Origin of the sequence: Streptomyces sp. GbtcB6 (assembly GCF_019091475.1) — a bacterium.
Lineage (GTDB): Bacteria > Actinomycetota > Actinomycetes > Streptomycetales > Streptomycetaceae > Streptomyces > Streptomyces hyaluromycini.
In genome coordinates this window covers 456,081-471,850 of sequence record NZ_JAGXJL010000003.1, presented here as the reverse complement: position 1 = coordinate 471,850, position 15,770 = coordinate 456,081, and the positions used below count along the sequence as shown (strand labels likewise).

Genomic DNA, 15,770 nt, shown 5'->3' with positions numbered 1-15,770 from the left:
CCCCCCTCCCGCACACCGGCACCGGATGCAACCGGAACGTCCAGAGCTGCCGTCAGGACCCTCAACTGGACGTTTCTATAAGGGCAGTTGGTGTGCGCTTTACTTGCGACACACTTCCTCCACAAGGTGGGACGGACCAAGGGGTGTGACGCATGGCCGGGTGGAGACCAGTCCTGGCTGCCGCGGCGGGGACGCTGCTGCTGGCGGGGTGTACGAGCGAGTCGCACAGCGGGGACGGGGCGGCGGGGAAGGCGAGTCCCAGCGGCTCCTTGTCGGCGTCACCGTCAGCCTCCGCTTCCGTCGCCGACGAGCCCTACACGCTCTCGGAGGAACAGGCCCCGAAGACCCGCGCCGATGCCGTCGCGTTCGTCCGGGAACTCGACGTCCGGCCCGACTACTTCGGCGTCGGCTACCGCAAACGCGAGCCCTACGAGAGTGATCCGGCCACCTGGGCCGTACTCCAGGACGACTGCCTGTGGCAGCGGGTGGCGCTGCCGAAGACCGTGCTGGCCAGCCTCACGCGAACGTTCGAGTTACCGGAGAAGGCAGGCAAGGGGGCGGTGTACGTGTCGTTGACCGTCACCGTGCACACGGACACCGTGGCGGCGCGGCGCGACATGGCCAGGTCGATGGAGTCGGCGCTGCGCTGCCCGGAGCAGCGGTTGAACGCCACGGACGTGGTGCGCGGCCTGTACTCCCAGGTCGAGGCCGCCGACGAGGGGCGCGCCCCGATCTCCGACGACGACCTGACGGAGGTCGGGGAGTGGATCGTCGACGGTGCGAGCGAGGCGCACACCTTCGACTGGTACAAGTACCGGCTCGGCCCGGTCACCGTGGCCGCGACGGCACGGCACGGCGCGGGGCGCAGTGACGACGAGGACTCCGCCGTCTCTTCCGACCTGATGAGCGGTGTCATCCTCGTCGCCAACGAGATCGATCAGACCGGCGCAGGCGATACCGCGAGTGGTACGCCCGCCGAGGCCCAGGGGGCCGGGCGATGAGCGAGAGTCCGCGGTCCTCCGACCCGTCCCGGATCGCGGAGTTCCGGCTGCTGCGGCGGCTCGGGGCCGGCGGCATGGGCGTCGTCTATCTCGGGCGCACCGACGCGGGCGCGCTCGCGGCGATCAAGGTGATCCGCGGGGAGGGCGCCGGTGACGACGGCTTCCGTGCCCGCTTCGCGCGGGAGGCGGAGCTGGCGCGACGGGTGGACAGCCCGTGGGTGGTACCCGTCCTGGACGCCGACGCCGAGGCGCGCGAGCCGTGGCTGGCCACCGCGTTCGTCCCCGGGCCCTCCATCGCCGAGGCGGTCGGCGCGCACGGCCCGCTGCCGTCGGGTGCCGTACGGGTCCTCGGCAGGTCGTTGGCCGAGGCGCTGGACGCCGTGCACACGGCCGGACTTGTGCACCGGGACGTCAAGCCGGGGAACGTACTGCTCGCCCTGGACGGGCCGCGTCTGATCGACTTCGGCATCGCGCGGGCGGCGGACGACACGGCGCTCACCGCGTCCGGGGTCGTCGTCGGCACGCCCGGGTTCCTCGCCCCGGAGCAGGCCGAGGGGCGGCCCGCGACGGCCGCGAGCGATGTCTTCGCGCTGGGCTGCGTCCTGGCGTACGCGTCGGGCGGCATCCCGCCCTTCGGCACCGGGACCCCGGACGCCCTGCTGTACCGCACCGTCCACGACGAGCCCGAACTCCGTGGCATGGAAGGGGAGTTGCTGGCTCTGGTGGAGCGCTGTCTGGCCAAGGAGCCCGACGTACGCCCCACCGTCGAGGAGATACGTGGTCTGCTCACCGAGGACGCCCCGGACTCCTCGGGCGACTGGCTTCCCGCCCCCGTCGCCCGGCTGGTCGCCACGAGGGCCGCCGAGAGCCTCGCCCTGCCCGGCATCGAGCCCACCGTGGTGGACGGAGCGGACGACGGCACGACGGACGGCGAAGCCCCGTCGGACGCCCCGGACACCCCCGTCCGGCACCCCGGACGGCGCCGTCTGCTGCTCCTCGGCGGTGCGCTGCTGCTCGCGGGCGGCGGCACCGGCGCGGCGGTGTGGGCGTCCGGGGACGAGAAGAAACCGTCCGCGAGCACCGGGCGCCCGGTGTACGTCCTCGGCGTGCACGCGGACAGCAGCGCGGCCGGCACCGCCCTCAGCCGGGCCTGCGAACGCGCGGCCCGGCTCGCCGTCGCCCAGCACAACGCCACGCCCAAACGCTCCTACGACCTGAAGGTGAAGGACCTCGCCGACCGGGGCGACGTGGACACCGCCCGCGAGGTCGCCCGCACGTTCACCGCCGACCGGGACGTCGTCGCCGTACTGGGACCGGTCGGCGAGACCTCGATGCGCGCGGCGTCGGCCGTCTACGGCGAGGCGGAACTGACCCATGTGTCCAGCACCACCGGCCGGCAGGACTACTTCCTGACGTCGCCGAGGACCTCGTTCCAGACCGGCGCCCCCCATCTCGCACTCGGCAGCTGGATCGCGCTCGACGCGCTGATCACCGGCCAGGTGGCGCCGGCCGGCATCGTGATCGACCGGGCCGGGGGCGCGGTCGTCCAGGACCAGGGCACCTCGCTGATCTCCGGCTGGCGCGACACCCTCGGTGCGCAGGTCGTACCGAAGGTCGTCGCGGAGGGGACGGACGACGGCCCGAAGGCGGTCCGTGACGTGCTCGCCGCCGATGTCGGCGCCGTCGCGTACCTGGGCCCCCTGGACAACACCGTCCGCGCGGCCCAGGTCCTGGCCGCGGCCGGTTTCACCGGACCGTGCTGGATGCAGCACCAGCTGTACGGCTCGGACTTCCCGAGCCGGGCGGGTGCCGCGGGCGAGGGCTGGTACGTGGTCACGTCGGCCGTGGACCCCTCCGTACTGACGACGAAGCGGGCCAAGGACTTCACCGCGGCATGGCGGAAGCGGTACGGCTCCACTCCGGAGCCGTACGCCACCGAGGCGTACGACAGTGTGCGGATGCTGCTCGCCGAGTTCGCGCACACGGTTCCGGCCGGGGCGCGCCGGCGGCCCGTGCGGGCCGATCTCGCGGTGCGGCTGGCGAAGGCGAAGTACACCGGCGTCGCCAGGACGTACGCCTTCGGCGAGTACCACCAGTACGACGCCAGCACGGACGCCTGGAAGAACGAGACCTTCGTCCACGTGGTCCGCGACGGGCGGTTCCAGCAGCTGGGCGCGTTGGGCGAGTTGACGCCCGCGACCAAGAGTCAGAGCTGAGGTACCGGGGAACGGAGGGCGGTTGGCGTGGTGGAACGGCTGCTGCCCTCCGATCCGTCGCTGATCGGGGGCCACCGGCTGGCCGGACGGCTCGGCGCGGGCGGCATGGGCGTCGTCTATCTGGCGCGCTCGCCGCTCGGCGTCTGGTGCGCGCTGAAGGTGATCCGCGCCGAGTACGCCGACGACCACGGCTTCCGCGCCCGTTTCCGCCGCGAGGCCGAGCTCGCCTCGCGCCTCACCAGCCGGTGGACCGTGCCGGTCGTCGCGGCCGACGCCGAGGCCCGCTCTCCGTGGCTGGCCACGGCCTACGTGCCCGGCCCGTCCCTCGCCGAGGCCCTCGCGCTGCACGGGCCGTGGCCCGAGGCGCAGTTGCGCGGTCTGGGATCCGCGCTGGCCGAGGCGCTGGACGGCGTGCACGCGGCCGGACTGGTCCATCGGGACGTCAAGCCCGCGAACGTGCTGCTGGCCGTGGACGGGCCGCGGCTGATCGACTTCGGGATCGCGCGGGCCGTCGGCGCGACCGCGCTCACCACCGACGGCTCCGTCGTCGGTTCCCCCGGCTACCTCTCCCCCGAGCAGGCCCGCGGCCGCACCGTGGGCCCGTCCAGCGACGTCTTCTCACTCGGCTGCGTCCTCGCCCACACCGCCACCGGCCGGCCCCCGTTCGGCACCGGCGGCGCCGCGGCCGTGCTGTACCGGACCGTGCACAGGGAACCGGACCTGGACGGCGTACCGGACGGCCTCGACGGGATCGTACGGCGATGCCTGGCGAAGGAACCGGAGTTCCGCCCCAGTGCGCCCGAACTCCGCGGTGTTTTCGGCGAGTTCACCGAGGACGGGTGGCTGCCCGAGCGGCTGCCCGCGCTGGTCGCCACCCGTGCCACACGCGTCCTCGACCTGCCCGTGCCCGAGCCCACCATGGTCACCCGGCCCTCCCCCGAGGTCTCCCCGGGGGCGCCGCCGTCGCCCACCCGGCGGCGGCTGCTCGTCGCGGGGGCCGCGCTCGGCGTCACCGCGACGGCCGGGGCCGGCGCGTGGTGGCGGTGGGGCCGGGCCCGCGCGTCCGCGAACACCGGCTCCGTACGACGGTCCCGGCACGTCGTCGCGCTGCTCGGCGACCCCGACGGAGCCTTCTTCACCGACCACCGGCGCGGCGCCCAGCTCGCCGTCGAGCAGCACAACCAGGACGCCCGGCGCACCGTGGACCTCGTGCTGCGCACCGCGGACGACGGCGGCACCGCGGCCGGCTCCGCCGCGGCGGCCGAGCGGCTGGCCGCCGACCCGGACGTGTCCGTGGTGATCGCCGCGGGCACCAACGCGACCGTGCCCGCGGCCCTGCCCCCGTGCACGGAGGCCCGGCTGGCCCTGCTGGTCACCCGCGCCGACACCGAGGCCCTCAACACCGTCAACACCACGACCGCGCTCGTGCTGCGCTCCACCCTGACCCTCGGCCCGCCCGCGGTCCTGCGCTATCTGAACCGGGCGGTCAAGCCCGCCCGTACGGTGGTCGTGCACGACCTGGCCGCCGCGGCGCAGAGCCTGCCCACGGTCAACATCGCCACGGCCCGCGGCAAACTCGACAGCGAGACGACGGTGGAGGAGGTCGCGGCCGACGAGGACTTCACCGGAGCCGCGCGCCGTATCGCCGCCCGCCCCCAGGACGCGGTCCTGTTCGGCGGGGTGAGCCCCGACCGTGCCGCCGCCTGCGCCCGCGCGCTGCGGGACGCGGGCCACCAGGGGGTCCGGCTGGCGGGCGAGCACGTCCTGGGCGCCTCCTTCCTCGCCGCGGGCGAGGGCTGGCGGATCGGCACCGGCTACACCGACGCGAGCGCCGACGCCCGCACCAAGGCGTTCGCCGCCGCGTTCCGCACCCGCCACGGACACCCGCCCGGCCCCTGGGCGGCCGAGGCGTACGACGCCGTACGGTATGCCGCCCAGGGCCTCGCCGCCCTCGACGGCGACGGCCGGTCGGTGCTGCGCTCCGAGCTCCTGCGCCGCCCCTGGCAGGGCATCACCCGACGCGTCAGCTTCGACGCCACCGACCAGTTCTTCGAGGCCAACGACGACGGCGGCGCGTTCCTGTACCGCGTGACCGGCGGAGCCGCCCGCTTCGTGACCCGCTCCGACGACATCGCCGAGGACACGTGAAACCGCCGTGGCCGGCGGAGCGGGCCGCCGCGCACGGTCCGGTCGCCCGCCGTTGGCGCCCGCGTCGCTTCGAGGACGTCGTTCTCCTCGACGACCGGACCCCGGCCGTCCGTCGGTGATCCCACCGCACAGCTCCCGACCGTAAAACTCCCCGCCGTAAAACTCCCGACCACGAGCCTCCGACCGTAAAACCCCGGCCGTTCCGGTGGCGGGAACGGCCAGGGACGGTGAGGGTGGGCGGCGGGGAACTTCTTCGCGCGCAGGGAGAAATGCACATGCCCGAGATCACCACTCCGTACGCGACCGGCACCCCGTGCTGGGTCGATCTGATGGCGCAGGACCAGCAGGCGGCGCTGGACTTCTACCGTGACCTGTTCGGCTGGCAGGGCGAGGTCGGCGAGGCCGAGTTCGGCGGGTACGCGGTCTGCACGCTGCAGGGCAAGCCGGTGGCCGGCATCGGCTCGGCCATGGCCCCCGAGGGGCAGCCGGAGCCGCCCACCGTCTGGACCACCTACCTGGCCAGCACCGACGCGCAGGCCACCCAGGACACGATCGTCTCGGCGGGCGGCACCCTGATCGCCCCGGTGATGGACGTCGGCGGTCTCGGCCGGATGCTGATCGCCGCAGACCCGCAGGGCGCGGTGTTCGGGGTGTGGCAGCCGGGCGAGTTCCACGGCGCCGGGCTGGTCAACGAGCCGGGCACGCTGATCTGGAACGAGCTGAACACCACCGACGTACCCGCCGCCACCGGCTTCTACGGCGAGTCCTTCGGGATCGAGATCCAGCCGATGGAGGGCGCCGGCGGGAACTACTGGTCGCTGAACGTCGGCAACCGCGGCGTCGGCGGCGCCGCCCGGCTCGGCGACGACCGCCCCGGCGTCCCGGCGCACTGGCTCACCTACTTCGCGGTCGACGACGTCGACTCCACCGTGGACGCCCTGGTCAAGCGCAACGGCACGGTGTTCGCACCGCCGTTCGAGATGATGGCCGGCCGCATGTCCGTGGTCGCCGACCCGCAGGGCGCGGCCTTCGCGGTGTTCAAGCCGAAGGAGATGTGAGCCGCCGACGGCAGAGCAGCGCCGCGCCGTAACCACCAGGTCCTGACCCCCTTCCGCTTTCCGTACGGCCCGGGATACCCCTGAGGGGACCGGCGGTACGGAGAGGGACGGGGACGGGGTCATGGTCATGGGAACCGAACAGGCCGAGCACGGCTGGCGGGTGGACGGGCGCTGCACGAACTGCGATGTCGCGCGGCAACTCGCCCCGGGGCTCATCGGGGAGGTGGCGGGACGCTCGGCCGTACTGCGCCAGCCGCGCGACGCGGTGGAGGCGGAGCAGTTGCACGCGGCGGCACACGCCTGCCCCACCCGCTCTGTCCGTCCCCCGGGCGGGCGGCTGGACCCGGCACGGGACCCGTTCCCGATGGCCCTCGACGACACCGGCACCGTGCAGCTGTGCGGGCACAACTCCCCGCACACCGCGGGCGCCAACTCCTACCTCCTGCGCCGCCCCGACGGCACGTCGATGATGGTGGACACCCCGCGCTGGAGCCCGGCGCTCGCCGCCCGCTACGAGGCGCCGGGGCCCGTCACCGACGTACTCCTCACCCACCGCGACCACGCCGCGCACGGCCGCCGGTACGCCGACCGCTTCGGCGCCCGGCTCTGGATCCACGAGGGCGATCTCGACGCCGCCCCGGACGCCGACCGGGTGCTGCGCGGTACCGAGCCGGCCGAGATCGCCGAGGGGGTGCTCGCCCTCCCCTTCCCCGGACACACCCGGGGCAGCGTGCTCTACCTGGCCGACGGGCGGTACTGCTTCAGCGGCGACAGCTTCTACTGGTCGCGTACGACGGCGGACATCGAGGTGGTCGACAGCGTCACCTGGTACTCCGTCCGCGAACTGGCCGCCTCGCTGACCCGGGCCGCCGGCCGGCTGCGCTTCGAGTGGCTGCTGCCGGGCCACGGCGACCGCCGCCGCCTGCCCCCGGACGACATGGCCGCCCGGATCCACCGACTGGCCGCCCGCACCCGCACACTGCGGCCCCGGCCCGTGGACTTCACGGCGGTGCGGTGGTGACGGCCGGACGTCAGCCGACGGCCCGCCTGCGGCGCACCAGGCCGCGCACGTAGGCCGACAGGAAGACCAGGTACCCGGCGCCCACCGTGACCGCCCAGGCGACGGAGAGCTTCCCGCCGACGATCACGGCCACTTCCAGCACGGCGACGAACAGCAACCGCGCGCCGTCGCGTATCTCCGTTCGGGTCATGTCCGGAATTCCACAGGTCAGGCCACGAGTGGGCCAGCCCCCTCCGGTCCCCCCTTCGGTCACGATTGGATTTCGGCCGTCTCCGGGCCCTTGCCCGACACCCGTGTAATCGATTCCAATCCTCGGTACACGCAGCCGTGTAATCGATTCCACGAGGAGGTGGAGCGGCGATGGCGAGCATCAAGGACGTCGCCGCCGAGGCAGGCGTTTCCGTCGCCACGGTGTCCCGGGTCCTGAACGACCATCCGTCGGTCAGCGACGACGCCCGTACCCGGGTGCTGGCCGCGGTCGCGACGCTGGGCTACCGCCCGAACGCCGTCGCCCGCTCCCTGCGCACCGACCAGACCCGCACCCTCGGCCTGGTCATCAGCGACGTGATGAACCCCTACTTCACCGAGCTGGCCCGCTCGGTCGAGGAGGCGGCCCGTGCCCTCGGCTACAGCGTCATCATCGGCAACGCCGACGAGCGGCCGGAGCTGCAGGACCACCACGTGCGGACGCTGCTCGACCGGCGGATCGACGGGCTGCTCGTCTCCCCCACCGACGGCGGCTCGCCGCTGATGCTGGAGGCGGCGCGGGCCGGGACGCCCATGGTGTTCGTCGACCGGTGGATCCCGGGCGTCGACGTGCCGGTGGTGCGGGCGGACGGACAGGCCGCCATCCGCGATCTCGTCGCCCATCTGTGCGGGCTGGGGCACCGGCGGGTCGCGATCATCGCCGGGCCGGCGGCCACCACCACCGGCAGCGAACGTGTGCGGGCCTTCCGCGAGGCCCTCGCCGAGTACGGCGTCCCGCTCCCCGACGCCTACATAGGCCAGGGCGACTTCCAGGCCGAGAGCGGGCGGCGGGTCACCGAGGGGTTCCTCGACCTGCCCGAGCCGCCCGACGTCGTGTTCGCCACGGACAACCTGATGGCGCTGGGCGCGCTGGACGCGGTGCGGGCGCGGGGGCTCCGGGTGCCATGTGACATAGCACTGGCAGCCTTCGACGACATCCCCTGGTTCGTGCACACCGACCCGCCCATCACCGCCATCGCCCAGCCCACCGGCGAGCTCGGCCGCGCCGCCGTACGCGCGCTGGTCGACCGCATCGAGGGCCGGCCTCCGCAGTCCGTCACCCTCCCCGCCCGGCTCGTCGTCCGCCGCTCGTGCGGCGAGGGCGCCGACGAGTACCGCGACGAGAACCGCGACGAGAACCGCGGCGACGACCGCGGCGAGAACCAGACCCCTGTGCAAAGGAGCACGTCGTGAGCAACCCGGACGAGTTGCTGCGCATCGAGGGCATACGCAAGTCCTTCCCCGGCGTGGTCGCGCTCGACGGCGTCGACTTCGATCTGCGCCGGGGCGAGGTGCACGTACTCCTCGGTGAGAACGGCGCGGGCAAGAGCACCCTCATCAAGATGCTCTCCGGCGCCTACACCCCCGACGCGGGGCGGATCCTGGCCGGCGGCGAGGAGGTGCGCATCCATGGTGCGCAGGACTCCGAGCGGCTCGGGATCGCCACCATCTACCAGGAGTTCAACCTCGTACCCGATCTCACGGTCGCCGAGAACATCTTCCTGGGGCGGCAGCCGCGCCGTTTCGGGATGATCGACCGGAAGAAGATGGAGGCCGACGCCGAGGTCCTGCTGGAGCGGGTCGGCGTGCACGTGTCGCCACGCGCGCGGGTCCGTGAACTCGGCATCGCCCGCCTCCAGATGGTGGAGATCGCCAAGGCGCTCAGCCTGGACGCGCGCGTGCTCATCATGGACGAGCCGACCGCCGTCCTCACCTCGGAGGAGGTGGAGAAGCTCTTCGCCATCGTGCGGCAGTTGCGGGCCGACGGGGTGGGGATCGTCTTCATCACGCATCACCTGGAGGAGATCGCCGCTCTCGGGGACCGGGTGACGGTCATCCGGGACGGGAAGAGCGTGGGCCAGGTGCCCGCCGGCACGCCCGAGGACGAACTCGTACGGCTCATGGTCGGGCGCTCCATCGAGCAGCAGTACCCGAGGGAGCGGGGAGAGACCGGCGGCGCGCTGCTCTCCGTGGAGGGGCTGACGCGGGACGGGGTCTTCCACGACGTGAGCTTCGAGGTGCGCGCCGGGGAGGTCGTGGGGATCGCGGGCCTTGTGGGTGCGGGTCGTACGGAGGTCGTACGGGCTGTCTTCGGAGCCGATCCGTACGACAAGGGGGCCGTGAAGGTCTCCGGTACGGCGCTCAGGCGGTCCGACGTCAACGCGGCCATGGCCGCCGGGATCGGGCTCGTACCGGAGGACCGCAAAGGGCAGGGGCTGGTGCTCGACGCCTCCGTCGAGGAGAACCTCGGCCTGGTGACGCTGCGGAAGGCGACCCGGGCCGGGATCGTCGACCTCAAGGGGCAGCATGCCGCCGCCGGGCGTATCGCCGGGCAGTTGGGCGTGCGGATGGCCGGGCTCGGTCAGCACGTGCGCACGCTCTCCGGCGGCAACCAGCAGAAGGTCGTCATCGGCAAGTGGCTGCTCGCCGACACCAAGGTGCTGATCCTCGACGAGCCGACGCGTGGCATCGACGTCGGCGCCAAGGTCGAGATCTACCAGCTGATCAATGAGCTGACGGCCGCCGGGGCCGCGGTGCTGATGATCTCCAGCGATCTGCCCGAGGTGCTCGGGATGAGCGACCGGGTGCTGGTGATGGCCCAGGGCCGGATCGCGGGCGAACTGGCAGCGGACCAGGCCACCCAGGACTCCGTGATGGCACTCGCCGTCAGCACCCCCGGTACCCCCGCCGCCCCCGCCACCGCCACCGCCACCGCCACCACAACCGACAAGGAGGCCGGACGTGGCCACTGACACGCTCAAGAACAGCAGCACGGGCGCCGCGGGCGTACGCCGGCTGCTCCTCGACAACGGCGCGCTCACCGCGCTGATCGTTCTCGTCATCGCCATGTCGGCGCTGTCCGGGGACTTCCTCACCACCGACAACCTGCTCAACGTCGGCGTCCAGGCGGCCGTGACGGCCATCCTCGCCTTCGGCGCGACCTTCGTGATCGTCGCGGCGGGCATCGACCTGTCGGTCGGCTCGGTGGCGGCCCTGTCGGCCACTGTGCTGGCGTGGAGCGCCACTTCGCACGGGGTGCCGGTCTTCCTGGCCGTCGTCCTCGCCGTCGCCACCGGCATCGCGGCCGGTCTCGTCAACGGCTTCCTCATCGCGTACGGCAAGCTGCCGCCGTTCATCGCGACGCTGGCGATGCTGTCGGTGGGGCGCGGTCTGGCGCTGGTGATCTCGGGGGGCTCCCCCATCGCCTTCCCCGACTCGGTCTCGCACCTCGGTGACACCCTCGGCGGCTGGCTTCCGGTGCCGGTGCTGGTCATGGTCCTGATGGGGCTGATCGCGGCCTTCGTGCTCGGCCGGACCTACATCGGGCGCTCGATGTACGCGATCGGCGGCAACGAGGAGGCCGCCCGGCTCTCCGGGCTGCGGGTGCAGAAGCAGAAGCTCGCCATCTACGCGCTGTCCGGGCTGTTCGCGGCGGTCGCCGGCATCGTGCTGGCCGCCCGGCTCTCCTCGGCGCAGCCGCAGGCCGCCAACGGCTACGAACTGGACGCCATCGCGGCCGTCGTGATCGGCGGCGCCTCGCTGGCCGGCGGCACCGGCAAGGCGTCCGGCACGCTGATCGGCGCGCTGATCCTCGCGGTGCTGCGCAACGGCCTCAACCTCCTCAACGTGTCCGCGTTCTGGCAGCAGGTCGTCATCGGTGTCGTCATCGCGCTCGCCGTGCTCCTGGACACCGTGCGCCGCAAGGCCGGGGCCACCCCGGTGGTCACCGGCGCGGGCGGCGGCAAGGGCAGGCAGGCCGGCACGTACGCGCTCGCGGCCGTCGTCACCGTGGCGCTCGTCGCCGCGACCTCCCTCCTGCACACGGGGTCCTCCTCGGCCAACCCGAAGATCGGCCTGTCCCTGTCCACCCTCAACAACCCCTTCTTCGTGCAGATCCGCTCCGGCGCCCAGGCCGAGGCGAAGAAGCTGGGCGTGGACCTGACCGTCACGGACGCCCAGAACGACGCCTCGCAGCAGGCCAACCAGCTGCAGAACTTCACGAGTTCCGGCCTCGGCGCGATCATCGTCAACCCGGTCGACTCGGACGCGGCGAGCAACTCCGTGAAGACCGCCGGCAAGGCCGGCATCCCGGTGATCGCCGTCGACCGCGGCGTCAACAACGCCACGACGGCGACCCTGGTCGCCTCCGACAACGTCGCCGGCGGTGAGCTGGCCGCGAAGACGATCGCCGAGAAGCTGGGCGGTCAGGGCAGGATCGTGATCCTGCAGGGCCAGGCCGGTACCTCCGCCGCCCGGGAGCGCGCGCAGGGCTTCGCCGACGGCCTCAAGGCCTACCCCGGCATCCAGGTGGTGGCCCAGCAGCCGGCCGACTTCGACCGCACCAAGGGCCTCGACGTGATGTCGAACCTGCTCCAGGCGCACCCGGACGTCCAGGGCGTCATCGCCGCCAACGACGAGATGGCCCTCGGCGCGATCAAGGCGCTGGGTTCCAAGGCCGGTTCGTCGGTCTCGGTGGTCGGTTTCGACGGCACCCCGGACGGCCTGACCGCGGTCAGGAACGGCACGCTGTACGCGTCGGTGGCCCAGCAGCCCAGCCAGCTCGGGAAGATCGCCGTGGACAACGCCCTCAAGGCCGTCAAGGACCAGCAGATCCCGTCGGCGATCAAGGTCCCGGTGAAGGTGGTCACGAAGGACAACGTGGCCGGCTTCACGGGCTGAGCCACCAAGGAGGCGGCCGGGCGGTTGAATTGAGCCCCGGCCGCCTCGACCCATTTGTTTAGGGAGTCATGTGATGTACGACTACGACCTCCTGGTCGTCGGCTCGGCCAACGCCGATCTGGTGATCGGGGTCGAGCGGCGGCCGGCCGCCGGTGAGACCGTGCTCGGCGGCGGCCTCGCCACGCATCCCGGCGGCAAGGGCGCCAACCAGGCGGTCGCGGCCGCGCGGCTCGGTGCCCGTACCGCCCTGCTGGCCCGGGTCGGCGACGACGCGCACGGCAGGCTGCTGCTCGACTCGCAGCGGGCGGCCGGTGTGGACACGGTGGGCGTGCTGGTGGGCGGGGCGCCGACGGGGGTCGCCCTCATCACCGTGGACCCCTCCGGCGACAACAGCATCGTGGTGTCGCCGGGCGCGAACGGCCGTCTCGCACCGGCGGACGTACAGGCCGCGGCCTGCCTCTTCCAGGCCTCCCGGGTGGTCTCCACCCAGTTGGAGATCCCGCTGGAGACGGTCGTGGAGGTCGTACGGAACCTGGCCCCCGGCAGCCGTTTCGTCCTCAACCCGTCCCCTCCGCAGCCCCTTCCGGGCGAGGTCCTGGCGGCCTGCGACCCGCTGATCGTGAACGAGCACGAGGCGAGGGTGATCCTCGGCGAGGCGTGCGTGAGCGAGGAACCGGCCGACTGGGCGCGGCTCCTGCTGGCCAAGGGCCCGAAGTCGGTGGTCGTGACCCTGGGCGCGGAGGGTGCGCTGGTGGCCGACGGCCACGGGGTTGCGTCGGTGCCGTCCGTGAAGGTGGACGCGGTGGACACCACGGGCGCCGGGGACGCGTTCACGGCGGCCCTCGCGGTACGGCTCGGCGGGGGCGCCACCCTCGCCGAGGCGGCGGCGTACGCGGCCCGGGTCGGGGCGGCGGCGGTGACCAGGCGGGGTGCGCAGGAGTCGTACCCGACGGCTGCGGAGGTCGACGCGCTGTGCTGTGCTATCCCGGGGGACAACCCCCGGACCCCCGGCCGGGGGTCGGACAGCGCGCCCGGGTCTGGTGGTCAAGGCGGGATGCTGTGAAGCGGGCGGGGATCCTCAACCGTCATCTCGCCGGCGCGCTCGCCGAGTTGGGGCACGGGCACGGGGTGCTGGTGTGCGACGCCGGGATGCCGATCCCGCAGGGGCCGCGGGTCGTGGACCTGGCCTTCCGGGCCGGGGTGCCGTCCTTCGCGGAGGTGCTGGAGGGGCTGCTGGCGGAGCTGGTCGTGGAGGGCGCGACGGCGGCGACGGAGGTACGCAAGGCCAACCCGGCCGCCGCCAAGCTGCTGGCCGGGCACTTTCCCGACCTGGCCCTGGTCCCGCACGAGCGGCTGAAGGACCTGTCGGCGGACGCGCGGCTGATCGTACGCACGGGCGAGGCCCGGCCGTACGCGAACGTGCTGCTGCGGTGCGGAGTGTTCTTCTAGGAGTCCGCCGCCGTGGGGAGCAGCACGGATCGGCGGGTCCCGGCGTTCCGGGGCCCGCCGATCCGTCATCCGCCGATCAGCAGGAACCCGATGCAGACCAGCGGTGCGAGCGGAACCAGTGGTTGAGGTTCGGCAAGGTACCGCCGTGCTGCGCGATGGCGTAGCAGACACCGGTGTAGTTCGCATCCGTGTAGAGAATGACCCAGTTGTACGAGGACGACGTGCCGCTGTTCTTGGCAGACCCGACGACTTGGTCGTCGGCCCACGAACACACGGTGGGGGCGTAGTACCAGTCCGCGTCGGCGTTCGACCACGTGCACCGGCTGCCCGTGCCGCCGATACCGGTCCAGACGCACAGATCGCCGCTCGGACAGTCCCACGCCGCTTGCGTCGAGGCACTCGCGGCACTCGGTGCGATCAGGCCCAGCGCGGCCGTGGCGAAGGTGAGCGCCGCGGCGACGAGGGCCCTGCGGCCCCGACGTGGTGTGCGGCTGGACTTCCGGTCGTGCTCCTGCTCGTACAAGGACATTCCGTGCCCTTTCTCGTGGACAGTGCCAACGCGCCTATGGCTGGCGAAAATCCATGTTTCCGACTGGGCATGTCACTGTCATCCTCATGCGAGTGCACTGACATGTCGCAGGTCGGCAACGGGGGCTCACGGGGATACAGATGCTCCGCTTTCATTTCACGTCCGAGGACCTCACCAAGGTCACAGTGGCGACCGAACCGCATGCGCTCTGGGAGATCGCGGTCAGTCTGCACCGGCTCCAGACCCGCGAGGGCCGCTGGGCCTACGTGCCCTGGTTCCGCACCGCACGTGCCGCGTTGCGCCAGGACGGGCTCGAACGGACGGTGCGGACCTTCCTGCTGCCACTCTTCCCGCGCGCCAGCTATTTCCCCGACTTCCTGACGCCGCCGGAGGGCACCCAAGGACTGGACGCCGGACTGGACGCCGTCCTGGCGACGCCGCGGGAGCGGATCGCGGGCGAGGTCGGCAAGCTCACCCGGGTCGTCGGTGCCCCGGCCTGGGCAGGACGGCTCACCGAGCGGGACATGCGCGAACAACTCGTGGGCGCCCTGCGCGCCTACCACCGTGCCGTGATCGCGCCGCACGAGGAGGTCATCCAGGAACGGCTGCACGCCGAGCGGGCCCGGCACGCCCACACCCTGTTCCACACCGGGACCGAGGGCCTGCTCACCGGACTCGGCCCCACGATCCACTGGCCGCCACCGGTCCTGGAGATCGATCCGTATCCGGCCCACCGCGACGTCCACCTCGACGGGCAGGGGCTGCTCCTGATCCCCTCCCACTTCTGCTGGCACGCCCCCATCGCCCTGGCCGACCCCGGCCTCCCGCCCGTGCTGCTCTACCCCCTCCACCACCTGCCGGCGATGACCCCGCAGGCCGACTCCCCACCGCTGAACGCGCTGCTCGGCCCCACCCGCGCCGCCATCCTGAGGGCCAGCGCGACCGGCTCCACCACCACCGAGGCCGCCCGTCGGGCCGGTGTGACCCCTACGACGGCAAGCCATCACACGGCCGTACTGCGGGACGCGGGCCTGATCACCAGCCACCGCCACGCCAACACCGTGCTGCACACCCTGACCCCACTCGGAGCCGCCCTGCTGCGAACCGGACCCGGCGGTCACTGACCTTCGTGCGGCGACCGCCGCCGGGTCCGGCCGCACCGCGCTGGGCGAGGCATGCTTCGAGGGGGCCCGATCCGTCGATCGAACCCCCTCGGCTTTTCCCCCTCCGTATCAGAACCCCCGCGATCCCCCCGGATCCCCCTCCGAAAGCCCTGACGCCAAGTGAGACCGCCGAGGTGGGGGGAGGGTTGTACGCCGGTACAAGATTTTTTCGAGCCGGGCCGGGCCGGTCCGCATCACGCCGGTCCGAGTCGGGCCCGGCTGCCGTGAGCGCGCCAATTAAGGACAATCTAAGGCAGCG

General features: G+C 72.7%; 13 protein-coding genes. 11 read left to right on the top strand and 2 right to left on the bottom strand.

Annotated features, from left to right (window positions below; translation table 11 throughout):
- The first annotated feature begins 152 nt into the window (after positions 1–152).
- The 5 genes from KVT45_RS07575 to KVT45_RS07555 all read left to right on the top strand — a co-directional run bounded on the left by KVT45_RS07575 (position 153) and on the right by KVT45_RS07555 (position 7,444).
- Positions 153–1,001: a hypothetical protein gene (locus tag KVT45_RS07575; RefSeq protein WP_254646399.1), complete on the top strand. Its 849-nt coding sequence runs from the start codon at positions 153–155 to the stop codon at positions 999–1,001.
- Positions 998–3,217, top strand: a complete 2,220-nt coding sequence (locus tag KVT45_RS07570; protein ID WP_217545706.1) for a bifunctional serine/threonine-protein kinase/ABC transporter substrate-binding protein — start codon at positions 998–1,000, stop codon at positions 3,215–3,217. Before KVT45_RS07575 ends, KVT45_RS07570 begins: the two co-directional genes overlap by 4 nt.
- A gap of 27 nt (positions 3,218–3,244) precedes the next feature.
- Positions 3,245–5,365: a bifunctional serine/threonine-protein kinase/ABC transporter substrate-binding protein gene (locus tag KVT45_RS07565; protein WP_308310671.1), complete on the top strand. Its 2,121-nt coding sequence runs from the start codon at positions 3,245–3,247 to the stop codon at positions 5,363–5,365.
- Positions 5,366–5,640: 275 nt separating this feature from the next.
- Complete coding sequence (locus KVT45_RS07560) at positions 5,641–6,423, top strand: VOC family protein (RefSeq protein WP_217545705.1); 783 nt, start codon at positions 5,641–5,643, stop codon at positions 6,421–6,423.
- 127 nt (positions 6,424–6,550) lie between these two features.
- Entirely contained in the window at positions 6,551–7,444 is an 894-nt protein-coding gene (locus tag KVT45_RS07555; protein ID WP_217545704.1) for an MBL fold metallo-hydrolase, read from the top strand.
- 10 nt (positions 7,445–7,454) lie between these two features.
- On the opposite strand, the gene KVT45_RS07550 is transcribed toward KVT45_RS07555, so the two are convergent.
- Positions 7,455–7,634, bottom strand: a complete 180-nt coding sequence (locus KVT45_RS07550; RefSeq protein ID WP_217545703.1) for a hypothetical protein — start codon at positions 7,632–7,634, stop codon at positions 7,455–7,457.
- Positions 7,635–7,804: 170 nt separating this feature from the next.
- Here KVT45_RS07550 and KVT45_RS07545 point away from each other — a divergent pair, with 170 nt between their 5' ends.
- The 5 genes from KVT45_RS07545 (at position 7,805) to rbsD (ending at position 13,819) form a co-directional block, all read left to right on the top strand.
- Complete coding sequence (locus KVT45_RS07545; RefSeq protein WP_254646398.1) at positions 7,805–8,884, top strand: LacI family DNA-binding transcriptional regulator; 1,080 nt, start codon at positions 7,805–7,807, stop codon at positions 8,882–8,884.
- On the top strand, positions 8,881–10,443 hold the full coding sequence (locus KVT45_RS07540) for a sugar ABC transporter ATP-binding protein (protein WP_217545702.1): 1,563 nt from the start codon (positions 8,881–8,883) through the stop codon (positions 10,441–10,443). Before KVT45_RS07545 ends, KVT45_RS07540 begins: the two co-directional genes overlap by 4 nt.
- Positions 10,433–12,370 carry a substrate-binding domain-containing protein gene (locus KVT45_RS07535; RefSeq protein ID WP_217545701.1) on the top strand — a complete coding sequence of 646 codons (1,938 nt, stop codon included), beginning with the start codon at positions 10,433–10,435 and terminating at the stop codon, positions 12,368–12,370. The genes KVT45_RS07540 and KVT45_RS07535 overlap by 11 nt, the downstream gene beginning before the upstream one ends.
- Before the next feature lie 73 nt (positions 12,371–12,443).
- Complete coding sequence (locus KVT45_RS07530) at positions 12,444–13,433, top strand: ribokinase (RefSeq protein WP_217545700.1); 990 nt, start codon at positions 12,444–12,446, stop codon at positions 13,431–13,433.
- A complete protein-coding gene (gene rbsD, locus KVT45_RS07525) occupies positions 13,430–13,819 on the top strand; it encodes a D-ribose pyranase (RefSeq protein WP_217545699.1) in 390 nt (129 codons plus the stop codon). The genes KVT45_RS07530 and rbsD overlap by 4 nt, the downstream gene beginning before the upstream one ends.
- Before the next feature lie 76 nt (positions 13,820–13,895).
- Here the strand turns inward: rbsD and KVT45_RS07520 are convergent, their stop codons facing one another.
- On the bottom strand, positions 13,896–14,348 hold the full coding sequence (locus tag KVT45_RS07520) for a peptidase inhibitor family I36 protein (protein ID WP_217545698.1): 453 nt from the start codon (positions 14,346–14,348) through the stop codon (positions 13,896–13,898).
- Positions 14,349–14,488: 140 nt separating this feature from the next.
- Between KVT45_RS07520 and KVT45_RS07515 the strand changes: the two genes are divergently transcribed.
- On the top strand, positions 14,489–15,472 hold the full coding sequence (locus KVT45_RS07515; protein WP_217545697.1) for a helix-turn-helix transcriptional regulator: 984 nt from the start codon (positions 14,489–14,491) through the stop codon (positions 15,470–15,472).
- The last annotated feature ends 298 nt before the right edge of the window (positions 15,473–15,770 follow it).

Excerpts from the sequence above, each read along its gene's own strand:
- KVT45_RS07515 (WP_217545697.1), top strand. The coding sequence starts at position 14,489 with ATGCTCCGCTTTCATTTCACGTCCGAGGACCTCACCAAGGTCACAGTG.
- KVT45_RS07545 (WP_254646398.1), top strand. The coding sequence starts at position 7,805 with ATGGCGAGCATCAAGGACGTCGCCGCCGAGGCAGGCGTTTCCGTCGCC.
- KVT45_RS07530 (WP_217545700.1), top strand. The coding sequence starts at position 12,444 with ATGTACGACTACGACCTCCTGGTCGTCGGCTCGGCCAACGCCGATCTG.
- KVT45_RS07520 (WP_217545698.1), bottom strand. The coding sequence starts at position 14,348 with ATGTCCTTGTACGAGCAGGAGCACGACCGGAAGTCCAGCCGCACACCA.
- KVT45_RS07560 (WP_217545705.1), top strand. The coding sequence starts at position 5,641 with ATGCCCGAGATCACCACTCCGTACGCGACCGGCACCCCGTGCTGGGTC.
- KVT45_RS07575 (WP_254646399.1), top strand. The coding sequence starts at position 153 with ATGGCCGGGTGGAGACCAGTCCTGGCTGCCGCGGCGGGGACGCTGCTG.
- KVT45_RS07550 (WP_217545703.1), bottom strand. The coding sequence starts at position 7,634 with ATGACCCGAACGGAGATACGCGACGGCGCGCGGTTGCTGTTCGTCGCC.
- KVT45_RS07570 (WP_217545706.1), top strand. The coding sequence starts at position 998 with ATGAGCGAGAGTCCGCGGTCCTCCGACCCGTCCCGGATCGCGGAGTTC.
- KVT45_RS07555 (WP_217545704.1), top strand. The coding sequence starts at position 6,551 with ATGGGAACCGAACAGGCCGAGCACGGCTGGCGGGTGGACGGGCGCTGC.